We start from the raw sequence: 18,330 nt of genomic DNA on the forward strand, positions 1-18,330 counted from the left end.
CTACGATGGTCACGTTATGGAAAACTTTTACATCAATCACATCGCGGTTTTTGTTTGTGCCGTTCTGAGCCTGGCGATCGGCGGCCTTTGGTATTCGCCCTTGTTGTTCGCAAAAAGCTGGCAGCACGCGGCCGGTGTCAGCGACGAGCAGATGACGAGATTCAATCCGGCGAAAGTCTTCGGGCTGACGTTCATTCTTGCCTGGCTCATGTCATACAACCTGGCTTTCTTCATTGCCGGGCCCGGAACGACATGGCAATGGGGTGTTGGAGCAGCTCTGCTCGCCGCGGTCTGGGCCGTCGGAATGATCGTTGTGATCGCCCTATTCGAACAGCGTTCGTTGAAGTACATTGCGATTAATTGCGGCTACGTTTTCGTATACTTTGCACTGATCGGCTTTATTCTCGGAATCTGGAGGTAACAATGGCACAGAAAACATCAGGGGAATTTGAAAAGAATTTATGGATGGGCTTGTGGGCTCGACCGGCAAGGATCTCGAAGCCTGGCTAAAGACCGTTGATGGGTTTGCCAGCAAAAAGCGAAACGAGGTCATCGCGTGGCTCAAGGACGAGCACAAATTCAACCACATGCACGCGTCCTTGCTCGCGGGAATTCACGCAAACGGCGGCAAACCGGTCTATGCGAGCACCGACAGCCTGCTGGACGATCAGTTTGCGAAATCGGCAGATATGCGGCCGTTGTATGATGAATTCGTTGAGTTCATCTCCAAGAACTTCCCAAACGCGACATTCTTGCCGAAAAAGACGTACATTTCGGTGCTGGAGAATCGTGAGTTCGCCGCCGTAAATATTAAAAAAACGGAACTCAGGATAGGCCTTGACCTCGGCGATCGTCCCTTCGACGAAAAGGTGGAAAAAGCAAAGCTCACAGGCCCGATGCCCCGAATTTCGCATATGGTCATAGCGACCGATAGCAGCCGATTTGATGGAGAACTAACCGATCTGCTCAAGCTCTCACACGCGAGATGTCACTAACCGGCATTTCAGGCCAGAGCTTTCCGTAGAAATGCGACAAGCGGATACATTTCCTTCGCAAGTTTGACGAGGTGTCTAGGAAACTCGGCCGAGGTGAGGAATTCCTCGTCCAGAAACTCCGTGAATGCCATGTATTCTTTGAGCTTTAGATACTCGACGGCTTTGTGTTCAGGGTCGAAGCCTTTCGGAGCCGATTTGAGGCTTTCGCCGCGAACTTTGCCAAAGGCATCAAGGAAGCTCTTTTTCTCTACGATCTTTAGGAATTCGCCAGTATTATTCCCGATCGCGGTTCTAAGTTTAAGTAGCTCTGGACCGTCCGGATAATGTTTTCCGCCGGCTACGAAGCTCCTGCCCGGCTGGACATGGAAATAGTAACCCGGCTGCATCGATTTACGTCCGCCGGGCTGATGTAGGCTCCGAGATTCGTTTTATAAGGGCTCTTGTCCTTAGAAAATCGAACGTCGCGATATATGCGGAAAACGCACGCCTTCGGGTCGAGTCCGCCGACGGCGGCGTCAAATTTACCTATCTCGCCGATCAAATAGCCCGCGAAACCGGTCACATTATCCTGCGCCGCATCGAACAGCTTCTTATTCGCCTGAAACCAATCTCGGTTGTTATTGAGCGAGAGGTCTGACAAGAATTGTAGAGTGCTTTTTTCTATCATGACTGAGCGGGCGATTTTATTATCAGCGAGACGGCTACGCCCATCAGGATCATTACGATAGTGTCTGATACGATCTGCTTCGCGACCAAAAGCCCGGGCATAGGCTCGACAGCGTAATACACTAGGTAAAGCGGGATCGTCACCAGAAAGACGGTCGCGAGGCCGAATTTCAGTCCCTGCATTAAAGCCGGAGCTCCCGGTGTGAGCCCTTTCGTATAGATCCATGCAAAGGCAATCCCCTTGATCAAATGAGAGATGATCATGAACGGCAGATAGCCGGCCGCGTCAGCATCCGTCCTCATGACACCGCTCGCTACCAGCGGCGCGTAATCAGGCCGAAGCAAAAGTCCGTGAAAAACAATGCCGCCGATCATCGATATGAGAAATCCAGCAACGCCGGCGAGAATAAGTCGTAAATTCATTTTGGGCTCCTTTTGACGAGCACGTGTGCCCGCCTCGTTCTTGCAAAATATTGGAAACGCGTGGGCACGAGTTTTTCTTACGAAACCGTATACCCGTACCGTGCAGTTGTAGCCCCTTGTCTGTGTTTTTTCGAAAGTACCGTTTTTTACGCCAGAGGTCAACGGATTTGTGTCAATATTTGAGTTGCTCGCGAGCGAAGCGTAAAATTTCTATAAGCCCTTGCACAGTAGAAATAGATGGAATATTGTGAACACGTCTCAACTATCGTACCGGTAAAACCCAGCTCCGACGGCTGCGAGGATTGTCTTAAGATCGGCGGCCGATGGCTTCACCTGCGGCTCTGCAAAAACTGCGGCCACGTCGGCTGCTGTGACCAAAGCCCGAACAAGCACGCGACAAAGCACTTTCGCTCAACCAATCACCCGATCATCAAATCGTTCCAGCCGGGCGAAGAATGGGGATATTGCTACATCGACGATGCGTTCTACGAAACGCTGCCTGAGTCAGCACCGCCTGCGTAACCGGGCGGAAAGGATTAAGTTAAAAACAAGTAAAAGGAACCAAAAACATGGCTACAAGCGCTGAATGGCATGAAGATTACGATAAAATGAGCGAGAAATCGCGCAATTTTTCACGGGCGATCAAATCCGTACAGGAGGAGCTCGAGGCTGTCGACTGGTACAACCAGCGGGCCGAGCAAACCACTGACAAGCAGCTTAAAAAGATCCTCGAACACAATCGCGACGAAGAGATCGAGCACGCGGTCATGGCGCTCGAATGGCTCCGCCGCTGCACGCCGAAATTCGACGAGCACATGAAAACTTACCTGTTTACCGAAGGTGACATCCTCGAGATCGAGGAAGAAGCGAAATAACGACTGGAGGGTGAGCATCTTGCTCGCCCTTATAGTTACTAGATGAAATACAGGCGAGCAAGATGCTCGCCCTCCAGTCACGATGTGAAACGCGAGGCGGACTCGGATCGATGCAGTTTTTACCGTCATATCGCTTATTTCGCGGGCAAAAACTCTTATGACTACTTTTCCCGAAATGCCGCTCGACGCCTGGCGGCCGACCAAGAACACGCTGCATCTGTTCCTGCAGATCGTGGGCAAGATCCGCCTGAAAACTCATCCGCCGGTGAATCATTGGTGGCACGTGCCGTTTTACGTGAGTCCGCGCGGGCTTACCACAAGGGCGATACCTTATGAAGGCGGGAGTTTTGAGATCGAGTTCGACTTTCACGATCACGAATTGAAAATACGTATGAGCGACGGCCGAATAGAGGATTTTGCTCTATATGACGGCCTGAGCGTTGCCGATTTTTACGCGAGCGTTTTCGCAAATCTCACAAAACTCGCTATCAACCCCGACATCAAGGCAGAGCCGTACGAAGCTCCATCCACCACGCCATTTGCCGAGGACCATGAAAACCACTCTTACGACAAGGAATACGTCGAGGGTTTTCATCAGATCCTGGTAACCGTCGATAATATATTGCAGGAATTTCGCGGCCGTTTTTGCGGTAAATCAACGCCCGTACACCTTTTCTGGCACAGCTTTGACCTTGCTTTGACGCGGTTTTCGGGACGGCGTGCTCCACTTATCGAAGGAGCGAACATGGTCACCCGCGAGGCATATTCGCACGAGGTCATAAGCTTCGGATTCTGGTTTGGCGACGACAAGGAAAATAGCGTCGCGGCTCCGGCGTTTTATTCCTACACTGCCCCAAAACCTGTGGGCCTCGAGAATGAACCGCTGCAGCCGGAAGCCGCATTTTGGACGCCCGACGGCGGCATGGCTTTGCTTATGTACGACGATATTCGCAATAGTCCCGATGCCAGGCAGCAGGTACTCGACTTTCTCGAATCGACTTATCAAGCCGGTGCAAAACTGGCGAAATGGGATGTCGAGAACTTAAGAGCCAGCCTTAATAAATAGTTGTGAACTGATCCATGGTTTACCTGCATCGAATATAAAAAACTTTGGAGAAACTATATGCGATCGATCTTTTGCAGTGTAATTATTACTTTGTTTGCTCTCTCCACACTCGGACAAGAGCTTAGGGTGCCGACGCTTAGCCCGCAGGCCGAAGTAACTCAAGAGGTCGGCCTGACACAGGTCAAGCTGAGTTATGCACGGCCAAGTGCGAAAGGGCGTAAGGTTTTTGGCGAACTCGTTCCCTTTGGCGAGGTCTGGCGAACCGGTGCGAACGCATCGACCAAACTCACGTTTACCGAAGACGTAAAGATCGCGGGCAATGCCCTCAAGGTCGGAACCTATGCTCTCTATTCGATCCCCGGAGCGAACGAGTGGACAATGATCATCCACACGAATACAAAACACCGCTCGCTCGCAGGCGACGTCTATAAGCAAGCCGAGGACGCATTTCGATTTAAGGTAAAGCCCGGAAAGACCGCCAATTATCTAGAGACTTTCACTATCGAATTTGGTGATTTCACAACGTCGTCAGCCAACCTGATCCTCTCGTGGGAAAATACGCAGATCAAATTCCCGATCGAGTTCGATGTCGATGCACGGGTCGCTGAGCAGATCGCAAAACTCGCGGCTGCACCGGCGGGAATGGCCCACATGAACTACTTTCTCGCCGCCGAATACAATCTGCACAATGACAAGGACCTGACCAAAGCAGATGAATGGATCCTAACCGCGATCGAGAAAAGCCCAAAGAATTCCCGTTACGGCCTGCTTCGCGCGAAGATCCTTGCCAAGGCGGGAAAGAAAGACCAGGCTCTGAAGGTAGTCGCCGAAGCTAACGCATGGGCCAAAGAAGCCAAGAACGCGAACTATGTCGAGCAGACACAACTATTTTGGGATTCGCTGAAGAAATAAAATAATGATCGACCTCCGTAGCGATACAGTAACTAAACCTTCATCGGCAATGCGAACAGCAATGGCAAATGCCGAGGTCGGCGACGACGTTTACGGCGAAGACCCGACCGTTAACCGCCTGCAAGAGCGGTCGGCGGAGATCTTTGGTAAGGAAGCGGCTCTGTTCGTTACGTCTGGCACGATGGGCAATCAGATCGCCGTTAAGGTCCATACGCGGCCCGGCGACGAGGTGATCATCGAGGAACGCGGGCACATTTTTAATTACGAGGTCGGAGCGGCTTCGATAATTGCAGGCGTGACGATCAGGCCGGTGCGAAGCGGTGATGGTTCGGGAATTTTGACTTGGGACGACATCGCTCCGGCGGTCAGTTCGGACGGAATTTATGACCACACGCAAACTGGTCTGCTCTGCATCGAAAACACGTTGAATCTCGCCGGCGGCCGCGTGATGTCTGCCGAACGCTGTGCCGACCTCAGCGAACGGGCACATGCGATCGGTTTACCGGTCCATGTCGACGGAGCCCGGATTTTCAACGCGGCCGTCGCCCAAGATACGACAGTCGCTGAGCTGACCAAATACTGCGACTCGGTCCAATTCTGCCTCTCAAAAGGCCTCGGTGCTCCCGTCGGTTCGGTTCTCGTCGGCTCGCACGATTTAATCAAAGAAGCCCGCATCTGGCGAAAACGCCTCGGCGGCGGCATGCGCCAAGCAGGAATTCTCGCGGCCGCCGGCCTCATCGCCCTCGAAGAATCCCCAAAACGCCTCCACGAAGACCACACCAATGCACGCAGCCTCGCGGAAGGCATCGCCTCGCTTCCCGGCATCACTCTCGACGTGGAAACGGTCGAGACAAATATCGTTGTTTTCGATGTCTCGGGTACGGGCAGATCCCGCGAACAGATCTGCAAGCTGCTTAAAGAGAAAGGAGTTTTGGCAAGTGGTTTTAGCAGCCGCATTCGAATGGTAACGCACTGCGATATCATATCGGCTGACATCTCAGCAGCGATCCGGGCACTCGAAGATATCCTTACTTAAGTCACTATCGAATGTTTTAACGTTATGGATCTCGAAGCTCTACGCAAATACTGCCTCTCGTTCCCCGGTGCAACAGAAGACATCAAATGGGGAGCCGATCTGTGTTTCTGCGTCGGCGCAAAGATGTTTTGCGTGACCGGAGCCGACTCGGTCACGGGCGGGCTTTCGGTTAAATGCACGCCCGAGAAGTTCGCCGACCTGATCGAGCGCGAGGGCATCGATCCGGCAGCGTACGTCGGCCGATACAAATGGGTTCGCATCTCTGACCTCGACGCCGTTTCAAATGATGAGCTAAATGATCTGATCTCGACCTCGTACCAACTCGTTCGCGACAAACTCCCAAAAGGCGTCCGCGATAGGCTCAAATAAACAGTTTAATACCCCCGCAACTGCAATTTAAGGCGCGTGAAACAGCGCCGTAACACCGATTTCACCACGCCTCGATAAACTCCCTTCTTTACACATAGCGTTCTAATAGAGCCGTTGTAACCAGCTTATTTACAACAGTTTATAACATTTCCGCCATCACGGCGGCAGGATCGAAGTGTACATATTTTCCGGCCATTAAAACGCCGGAACCCAAGGAGTTTATGAGTCAACAATCCAAAATTTCAGCAAAGTTAATTTACCTAGTTGTCATCGCGGCGATGCTCGCTGTCATGGCAACAATAACATCGGCACAGTCCGAAACGGCGACCGTCTTAGGCTCGGTCCGTGACGCGAACGGTGCCGTCCTCGTCGGTGCGAAGGTCGAGATCAAAAATTCGGCGACGAGCATCGCTTCAACTACAGTTTCTGACCCGAATGGTGATTTTCAGTTCGTCAACCTGAAGATCGGCAACTATCGGATCACGGTCGAAGCGAATGGATTCGGCAAAACGATCGCTGAGGTCAATCTTACGGTCAACTCACGTCAGCGCGTCGATCTTACGCTCTCGGTCGCAAGTGCGACGGAGACGGTAACTGTTACCGGAGCCGCCGATCTGCTCGAATCCGCGTCAAGCGACAAAGGCCAGGTCATCCAACGCCAGCAGATCGTCGCATTACCGTTAAATGGCCGTTCATACGCAAATTTAGCGCTTCTTGCACCGGGCGTTCGCGAATCAAACACCAACAGCGCGATCGGCGGCGGCGGCCGCGAAGCTGCATTTAACGTAAACGGCCTGCGTGCTACCGTGAACAATTTCCTACTCGACGGCATCGACAACAATGCCTACGGAACCAGCAACCAGAGCTTTTCGAGCCAGGTCGTTCAGGTTTCGCCCGATGCAATTGCGGAATTTAAAGTTCAGACAAATACCTACAGTGCCGAGTTCGGTCGTTCCGGCGGAGCAGTTATCAACGCGACATACCGCACCGGAGGCAATAGATTCCACGCATCAGCATGGGAATTTCATCGCAACACGGTCTTAAACGCAACCGGATTCTTTAAGCCGCCCCTAGGCGTTAAACCGCCGCTTATCCGCAACCAGTTCGGCTTCACCTTCGGCGGTCCGATAATTAAGGACCGTACATTCTTCTTTGGCGATTACGAAGGTTTCCGTCAGATCCAGAAGAATCTGGTGTTTTCGACTATACCCACGCTTGCCCAGCGAACCGGAATACTATCAGTCGCCGTTCGCAATCCGCTAACCGGCGTTACATATGCTGCCGGCACGCCGATCCCTCTGACACCGTTCGCTCAAAAGGTCCTGAACGATCTGCCGGCACCGATCAACGCGGGAACAGCGAATAACTATTCAGAGTTGGTTCAAAACAAACAGTTCAACGACAAGTATAACGTTCGTATCGATCACAAATTCAACGATGCTGCATCGATCTTTGGCCGTTGGAGCTACCGCAATTCTGAAGCTTTTGAAGGCCCGAACATCCCAGGCCCGTCGGGGAGCAATCAGAACGGTTTTATTGACATCCTGAATAAGCAGCTTGCTCTCGGCGGTTCTTACGCATTCAAGAATGCCTCGGTGCTCGATATCCGCTACTCATATTCACAGATCAACGCCGGCAAACGGCCGCCGCTCACGGGCGGAGCGAGCATGTTAGACCTTTACGGGATCACCGGACTTCCAACCGACAAGGTTATAACGGGTGGTCTTACAACCCAGACTATCGGCGGCATCTCGCAGCTTGGACGCCAGGCGACTAATCCGCAGTACCAGGATCCCCTCAATCACAATATACGGCTTAACTACGCCTTAACACTCGGCCGCCACAGCCTGAAAATGGGCTATGAGCATCTCCGCGTCGGAACTGACGTTCAGGATACGAACCCGCTGATGGGCCTTGATACTTACAGCGGACAATATAGCCGTCCAATCGGAGCCGCATCGAACAACCTTTATAATCTCGCTGATTTCTACTTCGGACTGCGAAGCCAGTACGAACTAGCCACGCTAACCGTGGCCGAAATGCAGCAGCGGTTTCATTACGCCTATATTCAGGATGATATCAAGGTGAATCAAAGGCTTACGCTTAACCTCGGCCTCAGATACGAATTCGGAACGCCGTATTGGGAAAAGAACAATCGCCTGTCAAATTACGATCCGATCTCGAACACGATCGTGACCGCTAAAAGCGGCTCTATCGCTGACCGAGCACTGGTCGATCCTGACTACAACAATTTCGGCCCGCGTTTAGGTTTCGCATACAGCCTCAACGACAAAACCGTCTTTCGCGGCGGCTTTGGCCAGGGCTATGTTTTTCTAAACCGCCTGGGTAGCGCTGATATTCTCGGCACCAACTTCCCTATCGTTACCCGTGCGGCGGTTGCCCAAACCGCCCCCGATCCGGTCCTGAATCCGCTTTGTTCCGGAAATGTTTATTCAGGAACATGCTTCCGGACGACTCAGCTTGGATACCCGACGAGCGGTTTGCCTAATAACGTAACTCTCTACGTTCCAAAGGATAAGCCGACGACCAGCATCCAGAACTGGCAGCTCTCGATCCAGCGTGAGTTGTGGGGTAACACAGTTCTCGACGTCGCCTATGTCGGAAACCGGGTAAAGGATTCCGTACTTCTGGCCGATCTGAACCAAGCGAGACCACTTACCGAGGCCGAAGCGGCTCTGCCTGCGGCACAACAGCCTTCGCTTCAAGCTCGTCGCCGGATCGCAGGATTTGGATCGATCTCCGCCGTTCTGCCGGAGGGTTTTTCAACATACAACGCATTGCAGGTAAAATTCGAAAAACGATTCAGCAAAGGGCTTTACTTGCTGAATTCTTTCACGTTCTCGAAGGCTCTCGATAACGGCTCGCAAGTTCTCGAGGAGCCAAATGGCAACACCGGGACGCCGCAGGACGTGAACAATTTCAAGGCCGACAAAGGAATCGGTGCATACGATCAGCCCTTCAACAACACGACGAGTTTTGTGTACGAATTGCCCATCGGTCGCGGCCGAACCATTGGAAGCGATATGAACCGTGCCCTCGACGCGTTCATCGGCGGTTGGACATTGAACGGCATCAACACGATGACGAGCGGAGCTCCGATCAACTTCCGCTACGGCCCTTCACCGGTGACGAACAATCTCCCAACCTTCCTCGGCGGCGTCGCCCTGCGGCCAAACGTAACTTGCGATCCGGTTAATCGCGGTGACCGCCCAAATCCGACGACCGGCTATTTCCTGCCGGTAAATCAATGCCTTACGCGTCCGCCGGTCTATTCACCGTTCGGTTCGGCGGCCCGCAATCTGGCACGCAGCGACAAGTATTTCAACCTCGACCTCGCTGTGCAAAAACAGTTCAAGCTGCCATTTACCGACGAGTCGCGTCTCGATTTCCGTGCTGAGTTCTTTAATGTTTTCAACAAAACAAACTTTGGTGCGGCAAACTCGGACATCACGAGTGCAGCCTTCGGTACGATCAGCAGTGCTTTCCCAGCACGGCAGATCCAACTTGCGTTAAAATTGTCCTTCTAGGATATTGCTCGCGTCCTCAGGGGTCTCGGCGTTGTATATGTTACGCCGCGACCGCTGAGGACGCAGATTCAACTAATAAGTCATGAAACCTGCATTTCTCTTCTTAGCGTTGCTTTTAACAACCAGCGTTTTCGCGCAAACTCGCCCAGTGAGCATCGAGGGCCATCGCGGTGCTCGCGGTTGGGTTCCGGAAAACACGATCCCTGCGTTCAAGAAAGCTCTCGAGCTAGGTGCCGACACCCTCGAACTGGACGTTGTCCTAACAAAGGACGGGAAAGTCGTTGTCTCTCATGAGGCATGGTTCTCGTCCGTCATATCCCTCGACAAGAACGGAAACCGGATCCCCGCCGATAAACAGCGTGAAAACAACATCTACAAAATGACCTATGACGAGGTCAAAATGTTCGATGTCGGCAGCATCGGCAACAAGGATTTTCCGCTGCAGGAAAAAATGAAGGTCGTAAAACCGCTGCTCTCAGACGTTTTCACTGAGATTGGCAAATTTGTCAGATCGAGAAAACTTCCTTCGCCTCGTTACAACATCGAGATCAAAACTGAGGGCGTAACCGGTGATGATGTTTTTCATCCGAAAATGGAGCCGTTCACGCGAGCCGTTTATGACGTCATCAAGGCATCGAAGATGCTCAAATATGTGATCATTCAATCCTTTGACGTTCGCCCGCTCCAAGAACTTCGCAAGATCGACCCCAAAGTGCCGGTCTCTTTTCTCGTAGCGAATAAAGATAGCTTAGACAAGAATCTGGAAAGTCTTGGCTTCAAGCCCGATACATATAGCCCACATTTCATGCTTGTCGATGTGGCCTTGATCGCAGCATGCAAAGCCCGCGGTATCAAGGTCGTCCCGTGGACGTTAAATGAAATAGCCGATCTTGAACGAATGAAAACCTTCGAACTTGACGGCATCATCACAGATTACCCGGACCGGGTCGTCAAAGTCTTCAGGAATTAACTCATCCCGCCAATCATCCGCATCCGGCCCGTGAGCGATACCCAAATCGCTCCGGGCCAATTTTTTTGAGTTCCGCGTACCTGACAACTTGGTGATATCGGGTAAAATATAGCGAATGATCATCGCCATCGACGGCCCGAGCGGTGCCGGCAAATCTACACTCGGCAAGATGCTTGCCAAAAAGCTCAATCTCCTATATCTCGACACAGGAGCAATGTACCGAGCCGTTGCTCTCGCTGTTGAGCGGGCAAACGTACCCTATCGCGACATCGACCGCATCGCCTATATCGCAGAAAATGCGAAGATCGATCTCGTCGGCGAGCCTGATCACTTGCGAATCATCCTCGATGGCGACGAAGTCACCTCCGAGATCCGAACGCTGGAGATCGCTCAGGCGGCATCGGTTGTCTCCACCATCTCGGAAGTCCGCCGCATCATGGTCGAGCATCAGCGAGCCATAGGCAACACCGCTCGGAACGGCTGCGTTCTCGAAGGCCGCGATATCGGCAGTGTCGTCTTCCCTCACGCTGATATCAAGTTCTTCTTAACCGCCAAACCCGAAGCACGGGCCAGCCGCCGACATTCCGAGGACCAGGCAAAAGGCCGCGTTTCCACTTACGAGCAAACTCTAGCCGAGATCAACGAACGCGACGAACGCGATGTTTCACGCGAGGATTCGCCGCTCACAATCTCAGACGACGCCGTCGTCATCGACACCAGTGAACTCGACCTCGCCGAGGTTTTCGAACAAATGCTCGCCGTCCTGCGTGAAAGACAGAGTGCGGCTGCTTAGATTTACATTCAAACGCGAGGGATATTGGCTGGTCATATTCTCGATCGCCCCGTCTCTGCTGGGCGTGATAACCCTGTTGCTCTCGTGGTTTATTGGAAAATAACTGTTAATTAGTACCTAAGAATTAGTAATTTGTCTCTAGCAAACCTTAGAAACGAGAACGCACGCCAAAATAGTTTGACTATAACGCCACCAATCGCTAACATTCTTACTTGCTCTTTGTTATGCTCCCGTAGCTCAGCTGGATAGAGCGACGGCCTTCTAAGCCGTAGGTCGCAGGTTCGAGCCCTGCCGGGGGTACCAAACGATTTTTGATTTGGGATTTTAGATTTTGGATTAAGGATTTTTGTTGAATCCAAAATCGGCAATCTAAAATCCAAAATCGAGAGATGGCGGCTATAGTTCAGCGGTTAGAGCGCCTGATTGTGGTTCAGGATGTCGTGGGTTCGAATCCCACTAGCCGCCCCATTTCTACTTAATAAATTCATTGAACCTTTGAGAGACTGGCCTTTTTTGGCTGGTCTTTTTGTTTTCGCCGAGATCAGAATGAATAGGCCGACGATGTGATCGACCTCAACGCGCTCACGAGCTTTGCCATGTCGTCGGGCGTGTTGTAAACCGATGGCGTAACTCTAATACAATCTCCCGCATCGGGACCGGTCCGTCGTACAGTGAGTATCCCGAATTTCTCATTCAAATGTTTCATCAGCGCCTCGTTCGCCTTGGTTGAGATGACACCATCCAGACGAAACGACGTCAACGCAGCGACCATTTTCGGGTCGTCCGGCGTCAGAACCGTTAATCCCTTCATCTCGCGGGCGGGCCCGACCCACAGGTTCCTCAAATATCGCAAACGGCCCTCTTTTGCGGCTGTTCCGATCTTGTTATGAAAATCGATCGCATACGGGATCGCCATGTGAGCCGCAAAGTTTGACGTACCCGTGTCGATCCGTGCGGAGATATCGGTTGAGCCCGGCGATTTCGCCATATAGGTGTCGATATCGGCAATGCGAGGTTTGTTTATGTAGACCACGCCGCAGCCAATCGGCGCTCCGACCCATTTGTGGAGATTTACGCCGACGAAATCACAACCTAGGTCTTTTATCTGCATATCGACCTGCCCGACTGAATGAGCAGCATCGAGGACAACATCGATCCCGCGTTCCCTTGCCATTTTTGCGATCTTGGCAACCGGAATGATCAGCCCGGTCCAGTTATTCAGATGGGTCAAAAGCAGAAGTTTCGTTCTCGGATTCGCATTTAGCGCCTTCTCATAAAAGCTCAGGATACTTGCCTCTGTGAGAGGAACGTCCTTGCTTGGCTCCGGAAAAATCAACTTTACGGCCTTTACGCCCCGCCTTTCCTCGAGCCAACGCATTGCAGTTTTCATCTCCGAATAATCAAGGTCAGCGAAAAGCACCGTATCGCCGCCCTTCAGTTTGTTGTATCCACCAATGAGAGCCTGCAGGGCTTCTGTGGCACCGCGCGTTAACGCGATCTCGTCAACGCCGACATTAAGGAACGCGGCGACCTTAGCCCTTACCGCTTTATATGCATCGCCAAACTGCAACCGCGCAAAATAGGTATTCTCGCGATTCACAAACTCCGTCAGGCGTTGATATTCAGCGAGAACAGGACGTGCCATAATTCCCCAGTAGCCGTTCTCGAGATTTGTTATCTTCGACGTGACGTTGTAATTCCTGGCTATCGCTTTCCATGCCGCTTCATCGTCGGGCCTTATCGGTTGCGTGGGAATAGTTACCGATCCGGCAAAACTATCGTCTTCTCCGTGAGCCAGGCCGGCGGCGAGTCCTAAAGCCCCTGTCGCGGCAAAACCGCCGTACAAGAAATGTCGTCGTGAGGTTGAATTATTGCTCATCGTGCTCCATTTATGCTGAGAATCTTAAAGAACAAGCCTAGTATAGTTCAGATCCGCATTTTCCCCAGACATCCAACGCAAACCAATTAACGCGCGTCTAACTTGCGAGTATCAATGAGTTTGCTGATGGACTTTCGCCACCCCGTTTTGTTGCATTAGGGCGAAAGCAAGTGTTATATTCAGGGATTGCCAAGTGAAGAAATAAGCTGTTCTGTGACGGCTATAGGTTTGGATCCGGGTTTTTAATAATGAGAAATTTTTTGGCCGTTGCGGGTAAAACTGTCCTGTTTTCGTTGGTTCTTTTGACCCTCGTCTTCCCGTCGCTCGCCCAGGTGACACTGCGGCGGGCGATGGATGTAAATGGTGACGGCAAAGCCGATTACACGATCTATCGTCAGACCAATAACGTCTGGTACACACTGCGGAATGGCGGAACGCCGGTTTTCACTAATTTCGGCCTGGCAGGCCTTGATATGCCGGTTCCGGGCGATTTCGACGGTGATGGCAAAGGCGATGTTGCGGTATTCCGCGAGGTAGACGGCGATTGGTATTGGCTGAACAGCTCAAATGGAGCATTCAACGTTGCTCACTTTGGCTCGGCCGGCGATGAACCGGTCGGACGCGATTGGGATGGCGACGGCAAAACCGACCTCGCCGTTGTTCGCCGGTCCAACGGTGTCTTGATATGGTATTTCAGAGCCGGAGTTGACGGATCATTCACGCAAACAGAATTTGGTGCGTCGACAGATTTTACCGCTCCCGGCGATTATGACGGTGACGGCAAGTTTGACATCGCGATACAGCGTCCAGGTGCGACTGCCGATAGCTCGGCAGTATTCCACATCAAGTCGAGTCGAAACGGCACCATATCCGCTACATCGTGGGGCAAGAGCAGCGATCTCGTGATCCCGGGCGACTATGATGGCGACGGCAAAACGGACATAGCGGTGCTGCGTGAAGGCGCAAAACCTAGCGACAATCTTCAGTGGCTTATCCTGAAAAGCTCGGGTGGTTCGATAACGACATCATTCGGTATAACGAGCGTCGATTACAACGTCCAGAACGATTACGACGGAGACGGCAAGACGGACATCGCCGTTTATCGAAACGGAACTCCGGGTGCGTTTTACGTTCTAAACAGCACGACGGGAGCGATGTCAGCGGTTGGCTGGGGCGTTGAGAATGACATCCCAGTGGCGAGTTACGATACGCACTAGAATCTTGCGAAAGAGCTTTGGAAAAATGGCTGAGGACGTAGTTGTCTTCGGTCATTTTTGTTTATTTCCGAGGTTTGTAGTAGCTTCTAATTGTTTTGATAATGGATATTTACAGCACCATTAAGGATAAATTTCCGCTAAAGACCGTCGTGATCATCGGCGATCTCGTCGCTGATCAATTCCTCAACGGAACCATCTCGCGCGTCTCGCGTGAGGCTCCCGTTTTTATACTTCGCCACGAGAATACGAATACCGTTCCCGGTGCCGCCGCCAATGCCGCGGTCAACGTCGCCTCGCTCGGCGGCCAGACCATACTTATCGGCCTCACCGGTGCGGACGCGAACGGCAAAACGCTGATCGATGGGCTCGTGTCGAGCGGGGTCGATTGCACAGGCGTTACGACGACCCCGGACTTTGCAACCACGACGAAGGTTCGAGTGCTAGCCGGCCAGCATTACGCGGCTCGCCAGCAAGTCATTCGCATCGACTACGAAAATTCGAGCGAGATCTCCAGCGAGATCAAACAGAAGCTAAGGGACGAACTCGCGGACCGCTCCGAGATCACGGACGCGATCATAGTTTCGGATTACAACTATGGTGCGGTATTTCCGGATATCTTTGAGGATGCCCGAGCGATCGCCGAGCGGCGGCGGATACCGCTGATCGTCGATTCCCGTTTCCGCCTTACCGATCTTTCAAATGCCACGACCGCCACGCCAAATCGCGAAGAGGTCGAACAGATCCTCGGCGAGAATTTCACTGCAGCCGATTGTTCCGAGCTCCGTTCTCAACTCGGCCTGGAAGCTCTGCTGGTAACCAACGGGAACCAGGGAATGCTCTTGTGCGAAAAAGGAAAGGCTCCATTGAAGATCGACGTCGTCGGTTCGACCGAACCCGTTGATGTAACCGGAGCGGGCGATACCGTGATCGCGGCCTATGCCCTTGGCCTTGCCTCAGGGTTGAGCTTTGCCGACGCGGCCAATATCGCCAACCACGCCGGCGGGCTCGTCGTTATGAAAAAAGGCACCGCGTCGGTCACCGCCGACGAACTGCTCGAATCTTTAAGAGCCGCTGAAACAACTGGATCTTCTACCACAGCAGGCTAATTGTTATGGCTGACTATTTTGCGCCAATCATTTCCCTTTCGGAGCTCGTCGAAACCGTCGCAGAATCCCGCGAGGCCGGCTCAACGATCGTGTTGGCGAACGGCTGCTTTGACCTCTTCCATGTCGGGCACGTTCGATATCTCGCCGGAGCGAAAGATGTTGGCGATATTCTTGTTGTGGGCATCAACTCAGACCGCCAAACCCGGCTGTTAAAAGGTCATGGGCGCCCCTTTATCAATGAAAAAGAACGCGCCGAGATCGTTTCGTCACTCGCTTGCGTCGACTTTGTCACGATCTTCGACGAGCCGACGGTCGAAAACCTGATCCGCACGCTCAAACCGGATTTTCACGCCAAAGGCACGGATTACACGACCGACACCGTCCCCGAACGTGACATCGTCCGTGAATACGGCGGTAAAGTCGCAATCGTCGGCGACCCGAAAGACCATTCGACGACGGACCTCATATTGAAGACAAGAGACGTGAGACAAGAAACAGAAGCCTGATTTCTGGTACGCTTCGTCTCCTGTCCCTGGTCTCTTGTCTCCTGTCTATGCTATGTGGTTATCGCGAAACAAAAACGATCTGATGATCGAAGTTTGGGAGAAGCTCGATTGTGAGAGCATCGGTGCTGCCGAGATCGAGGCGATCGAAACCGTCGTCGCGGATCAATATGGAAGATCGGCGGTCGATTCACCGATGGTCATCGCCCGTCTGCTGGCCGACGAGGGCGCTCAACTGCGGCATTCAGAGATCATGTCGCTCTATGTCGAGCGAGCGTCCGACCGCCCGTACGATGCTGCTCTGAGAAACATTCTTAGCACGAGCAGTCTGGCGGCGACGGAACGTTCGCTCCGCGAGCTTGAAAACCTTAGGCGAAAGTACAAAGCCGAAAATGACAAAGAAGGCCTTAGACTCGTCCGCGAAACCGCGATCGAGGGACGAAAGAACGTAGTTAAACTCGTGGAAAAGCCGAACGCGAGCGAAGAAGCCCGCCCGCTTAACGAAGAGATCGCAAACTGGCTCCGAATCTGGCTCGAAACGCCGGAGATATTTGAGCAGTGGGTTGATATCAGAAGGAGTTCCCCTGATTTTGTACAGATGTTCGGCGATGATGCAGAAGCCCGCGCGTGAGCAAGGGCGTCTTGCTCAAGGTGAATGATTCGCCCTTGCTCACGCGCGAGCTTCCGCAACGGTCTGCTCGCTCGATCAAAAAACTAGCCATGCGCAGATTCTATTCACGACCCGAGAATTTTAACGACCGTATTATCACCCTCGACACCGACGAAACGCGCCACTTGCGCGATGTTTTGAGATTAAAAACGGGCGATGAAGTTTCCGTTTTCGATGGAACCGGACACGAGTACAAATGCTCGATAACTGCGATCGGAAAAAAGGACTCCGAACTCGCCCTGATCGAAGAGATCACCCCAGCTTCGCCCGAATCGCCATTTGAGATCACGCTCGCGTCAACAGTTCTAAATGGCGAGAAATACGACCTAATAATCCAAAAATCAGTCGAACTCGGCGTCGCAAAACTCATTCCGGTTCAGACAATACGCGGCGATGTTAAAACGAAAGACGCCGACAAACGCCTTGACCGCTGGCGACGCATCGCGATGGAAGCGACCAAACAATGCGGCCGTGCGAGGCTGATGGAGATCGCGGAGCCGACGGCTGTCGAGAAGCTCATTGCCGAAACAACCGAAAGCGTCGTGATGTTCTCAGAACGCGACGGCACCGATTTCACCGCGATAAAACCGGGCAAAAAAATAACCGCCTTGATCGGACCGAAAGGCGGTTGGGATGATTCTGAATTGGAACTCGCTCGTGCGAGCGGCATCAGCGTTGTCACTCTCGGCGGCCGCATCTTGCGGGCGGAAACTGCGGCGATCTCACTTACGACGATCCTGCAGCACCGCTTCGGAGACCTGAACTAGAAAGTCGAACTATTACGCGGCTTATAAAAAGCATCGCCACGTTGTTTCATCTTGGCTTTTACGCCGAGCTGGTTAATGAACGAGATCAGCTTGTCCTTTTCCTTAAATCGGAAACTAGCAGTGCCGTTCTGCTTGATATCGGGGTCTTCGAATGTAATATTCGCGTATTTGGTACTCTTATTCATCAGCCCCGCGAGCCCCGCTCCCGGAAGCGGAATGTGGCTGATGACCTTGCCCGCCTGCGGTACGCTGTCCTTCGAATCCGGATAGACCATGATCAGCGAAGCGTACGGTATCCAGAACATCTCCTTTCCGTCACGCTTAAAAACGACCCGCTCGTTCGCGTCGTCAAACGTCAGATCGCCGGTCTCTTTTGTACTAGCACCAAACAAACCGCCTTCGTAACGAGCCTCATATGACGACGGGGCATTCGCTGGAATGCTTGGCGTTTTTTCGGCCGGCCGCGGCTGGGCGATCGCGATCCCCGAGAATATAACCAAGGCGGACAAAACGACTAAAAACATATTCATAAACG

General features: G+C 52.6%; 21 protein-coding genes and 2 tRNA genes. 18 read left to right on the forward strand and 5 right to left on the reverse strand.

Translation table 11 applies throughout. The annotated features are described in order from the left end of the window. The first annotated feature begins 16 nt into the window (after window positions 1–16). Both IPG22_04265 and IPG22_04270 read left to right on the forward strand, forming a co-directional pair. Window positions 17–421, forward strand: coding sequence for a DUF1761 domain-containing protein (locus tag IPG22_04265; protein MBK6587517.1), 405 nt, complete (start codon window positions 17–19; stop codon window positions 419–421). Between the two features lie 40 nt (window positions 422–461). Next, entirely contained in the window at window positions 462–995 is a 534-nt protein-coding gene (locus IPG22_04270) for a DUF4287 domain-containing protein (GenBank protein MBK6587518.1), read from the forward strand. 8 nt (window positions 996–1,003) lie between these two features. Here the strand turns inward: IPG22_04270 and IPG22_04275 are convergent, their stop codons facing one another. Genes IPG22_04275 through IPG22_04285 form a run of 3 tightly spaced genes read right to left on the reverse strand, consistent with a single transcriptional unit; the run spans window position 1,004 to window position 2,084 of the window. After that, a complete protein-coding gene (locus IPG22_04275; protein MBK6587519.1) occupies window positions 1,004–1,381 on the reverse strand; it encodes a DUF2461 domain-containing protein in 378 nt (125 codons plus the stop codon). Next, window positions 1,333–1,662 carry a DUF2461 domain-containing protein gene (locus tag IPG22_04280; protein ID MBK6587520.1) on the reverse strand — a complete coding sequence of 110 codons (330 nt, stop codon included), beginning with the start codon at window positions 1,660–1,662 and terminating at the stop codon, window positions 1,333–1,335. The genes IPG22_04275 and IPG22_04280 overlap by 49 nt, the downstream gene beginning before the upstream one ends. Next, window positions 1,659–2,084 (reverse strand): hypothetical protein, encoded by a 426-nt coding sequence (locus IPG22_04285; protein MBK6587521.1) that lies wholly within the window; start codon window positions 2,082–2,084, stop codon window positions 1,659–1,661. The genes IPG22_04280 and IPG22_04285 overlap by 4 nt, the downstream gene beginning before the upstream one ends. A 237-nt stretch (window positions 2,085–2,321) precedes the next feature. On the opposite strand from IPG22_04285, the gene IPG22_04290 reads away from it, so the two are divergent. From IPG22_04290 to IPG22_04340, 11 genes are all read left to right on the forward strand, one after another. Beyond that, on the forward strand, window positions 2,322–2,606 hold the full coding sequence (locus tag IPG22_04290) for a UBP-type zinc finger domain-containing protein (protein ID MBK6587522.1): 285 nt from the start codon (window positions 2,322–2,324) through the stop codon (window positions 2,604–2,606). A 47-nt stretch (window positions 2,607–2,653) separates the two neighbouring features. After that, window positions 2,654–2,959, forward strand: a complete 306-nt coding sequence (locus IPG22_04295) for a hypothetical protein (GenBank protein MBK6587523.1) — start codon at window positions 2,654–2,656, stop codon at window positions 2,957–2,959. Between the two features lie 157 nt (window positions 2,960–3,116). Continuing rightward, window positions 3,117–4,025 (forward strand): hypothetical protein, encoded by a 909-nt coding sequence (locus IPG22_04300; protein ID MBK6587524.1) that lies wholly within the window; start codon window positions 3,117–3,119, stop codon window positions 4,023–4,025. Between the two features lie 57 nt (window positions 4,026–4,082). Then, window positions 4,083–4,937, forward strand: coding sequence for a DUF2911 domain-containing protein (locus IPG22_04305; protein MBK6587525.1), 855 nt, complete (start codon window positions 4,083–4,085; stop codon window positions 4,935–4,937). Between the two features lie 4 nt (window positions 4,938–4,941). Then, window positions 4,942–5,973: a low-specificity L-threonine aldolase gene (gene ltaE, locus IPG22_04310; GenBank protein MBK6587526.1), complete on the forward strand. Its 1,032-nt coding sequence runs from the start codon at window positions 4,942–4,944 to the stop codon at window positions 5,971–5,973. Window positions 5,974–5,997: 24 nt separating this feature from the next. Next, a complete protein-coding gene (locus tag IPG22_04315; protein MBK6587527.1) occupies window positions 5,998–6,342 on the forward strand; it encodes an MmcQ/YjbR family DNA-binding protein in 345 nt (114 codons plus the stop codon). 290 nt (window positions 6,343–6,632) lie between these two features. Further along, window positions 6,633–9,890, forward strand: coding sequence for a TonB-dependent receptor (locus tag IPG22_04320; protein ID MBK6587528.1), 3,258 nt, complete (start codon window positions 6,633–6,635; stop codon window positions 9,888–9,890). Between the two features lie 82 nt (window positions 9,891–9,972). Further along, entirely contained in the window at window positions 9,973–10,860 is an 888-nt protein-coding gene (locus IPG22_04325; protein ID MBK6587529.1) for a glycerophosphodiester phosphodiesterase, read from the forward strand. A 115-nt stretch (window positions 10,861–10,975) separates the two neighbouring features. Further along, window positions 10,976–11,653 (forward strand): (d)CMP kinase, encoded by a 678-nt coding sequence (locus tag IPG22_04330; GenBank protein ID MBK6587530.1) that lies wholly within the window; start codon window positions 10,976–10,978, stop codon window positions 11,651–11,653. 226 nt (window positions 11,654–11,879) lie between these two features. After that, window positions 11,880–11,956 (forward strand) — tRNA-Arg (locus tag IPG22_04335). A gap of 89 nt (window positions 11,957–12,045) precedes the next feature. After that, a tRNA-His gene (locus IPG22_04340) sits at window positions 12,046–12,121 on the forward strand. Window positions 12,122–12,194: 73 nt separating this feature from the next. Here the strand turns inward: IPG22_04340 and IPG22_04345 are convergent. Then, complete coding sequence (locus IPG22_04345) at window positions 12,195–13,532, reverse strand: aminotransferase class V-fold PLP-dependent enzyme (GenBank protein MBK6587531.1); 1,338 nt, start codon at window positions 13,530–13,532, stop codon at window positions 12,195–12,197. 248 nt (window positions 13,533–13,780) lie between these two features. Between IPG22_04345 and IPG22_04350 the strand changes: the two genes are divergently transcribed. The 5 genes from IPG22_04350 to IPG22_04370 all read left to right on the forward strand — a co-directional run bounded on the left by IPG22_04350 (window position 13,781) and on the right by IPG22_04370 (window position 17,795). Next, window positions 13,781–14,749: a VCBS repeat-containing protein gene (locus tag IPG22_04350; protein MBK6587532.1), complete on the forward strand. Its 969-nt coding sequence runs from the start codon at window positions 13,781–13,783 to the stop codon at window positions 14,747–14,749. 101 nt (window positions 14,750–14,850) lie between these two features. Then, window positions 14,851–15,855, forward strand: coding sequence for a hypothetical protein (locus IPG22_04355; protein ID MBK6587533.1), 1,005 nt, complete (start codon window positions 14,851–14,853; stop codon window positions 15,853–15,855). A 5-nt stretch (window positions 15,856–15,860) separates the two neighbouring features. Beyond that, window positions 15,861–16,361, forward strand: coding sequence for an adenylyltransferase/cytidyltransferase family protein (locus tag IPG22_04360; GenBank protein ID MBK6587534.1), 501 nt, complete (start codon window positions 15,861–15,863; stop codon window positions 16,359–16,361). Window positions 16,362–16,443: 82 nt separating this feature from the next. Then, window positions 16,444–16,989, forward strand: coding sequence for a hypothetical protein (locus IPG22_04365; GenBank protein ID MBK6587535.1), 546 nt, complete (start codon window positions 16,444–16,446; stop codon window positions 16,987–16,989). Continuing rightward, window positions 16,986–17,795 carry a 16S rRNA (uracil(1498)-N(3))-methyltransferase gene (locus IPG22_04370; protein MBK6587536.1) on the forward strand — a complete coding sequence of 270 codons (810 nt, stop codon included), beginning with the start codon at window positions 16,986–16,988 and terminating at the stop codon, window positions 17,793–17,795. Before IPG22_04365 ends, IPG22_04370 begins: the two co-directional genes overlap by 4 nt. Here IPG22_04370 and IPG22_04375 read toward each other — a convergent pair. Continuing rightward, on the reverse strand, window positions 17,792–18,325 hold the full coding sequence (locus tag IPG22_04375; protein ID MBK6587537.1) for a hypothetical protein: 534 nt from the start codon (window positions 18,323–18,325) through the stop codon (window positions 17,792–17,794). The genes IPG22_04370 and IPG22_04375 overlap by 4 nt on opposite strands. Window positions 18,326–18,330: the final 5 nt, after the last annotated feature.

Source organism: Acidobacteriota bacterium, from assembly GCA_016703965.1.
GTDB lineage: Bacteria > Acidobacteriota > Blastocatellia > Pyrinomonadales > Pyrinomonadaceae > OLB17.

Coding starts and splice junctions, on each gene's coding strand:
- IPG22_04285 (MBK6587521.1), bottom strand. CDS start 2,084: ATGAATTTACGACTTATTCTCGCCGGCGTTGCTGGATTTCTCATATCG.
- IPG22_04265 (MBK6587517.1), top strand. CDS start 17: ATGGAAAACTTTTACATCAATCACATCGCGGTTTTTGTTTGTGCCGTT.
- IPG22_04375 (MBK6587537.1), bottom strand. CDS start 18,325: ATGAATATGTTTTTAGTCGTTTTGTCCGCCTTGGTTATATTCTCGGGG.
- IPG22_04305 (MBK6587525.1), top strand. CDS start 4,083: ATGCGATCGATCTTTTGCAGTGTAATTATTACTTTGTTTGCTCTCTCC.
- IPG22_04330 (MBK6587530.1), top strand. CDS start 10,976: ATGATCATCGCCATCGACGGCCCGAGCGGTGCCGGCAAATCTACACTC.
- IPG22_04325 (MBK6587529.1), top strand. CDS start 9,973: ATGAAACCTGCATTTCTCTTCTTAGCGTTGCTTTTAACAACCAGCGTT.
- IPG22_04360 (MBK6587534.1), top strand. CDS start 15,861: ATGGCTGACTATTTTGCGCCAATCATTTCCCTTTCGGAGCTCGTCGAA.
- IPG22_04295 (MBK6587523.1), top strand. CDS start 2,654: ATGGCTACAAGCGCTGAATGGCATGAAGATTACGATAAAATGAGCGAG.
- IPG22_04300 (MBK6587524.1), top strand. CDS start 3,117: ATGACTACTTTTCCCGAAATGCCGCTCGACGCCTGGCGGCCGACCAAG.
- IPG22_04315 (MBK6587527.1), top strand. CDS start 5,998: ATGGATCTCGAAGCTCTACGCAAATACTGCCTCTCGTTCCCCGGTGCA.
- IPG22_04275 (MBK6587519.1), bottom strand. CDS start 1,381: ATGCAGCCGGGTTACTATTTCCATGTCCAGCCGGGCAGGAGCTTCGTA.
- IPG22_04280 (MBK6587520.1), bottom strand. CDS start 1,662: ATGATAGAAAAAAGCACTCTACAATTCTTGTCAGACCTCTCGCTCAAT.
- ltaE (MBK6587526.1), top strand. CDS start 4,942: ATGATCGACCTCCGTAGCGATACAGTAACTAAACCTTCATCGGCAATG.
- IPG22_04355 (MBK6587533.1), top strand. CDS start 14,851: ATGGATATTTACAGCACCATTAAGGATAAATTTCCGCTAAAGACCGTC.
- IPG22_04345 (MBK6587531.1), bottom strand. CDS start 13,532: ATGAGCAATAATTCAACCTCACGACGACATTTCTTGTACGGCGGTTTT.
- IPG22_04270 (MBK6587518.1), top strand. CDS start 462: ATGGATGGGCTTGTGGGCTCGACCGGCAAGGATCTCGAAGCCTGGCTA.
- IPG22_04290 (MBK6587522.1), top strand. CDS start 2,322: ATGGAATATTGTGAACACGTCTCAACTATCGTACCGGTAAAACCCAGC.
- IPG22_04320 (MBK6587528.1), top strand. CDS start 6,633: ATGGCAACAATAACATCGGCACAGTCCGAAACGGCGACCGTCTTAGGC.
- IPG22_04350 (MBK6587532.1), top strand. CDS start 13,781: ATGAGAAATTTTTTGGCCGTTGCGGGTAAAACTGTCCTGTTTTCGTTG.
- IPG22_04365 (MBK6587535.1), top strand. CDS start 16,444: ATGATCGAAGTTTGGGAGAAGCTCGATTGTGAGAGCATCGGTGCTGCC.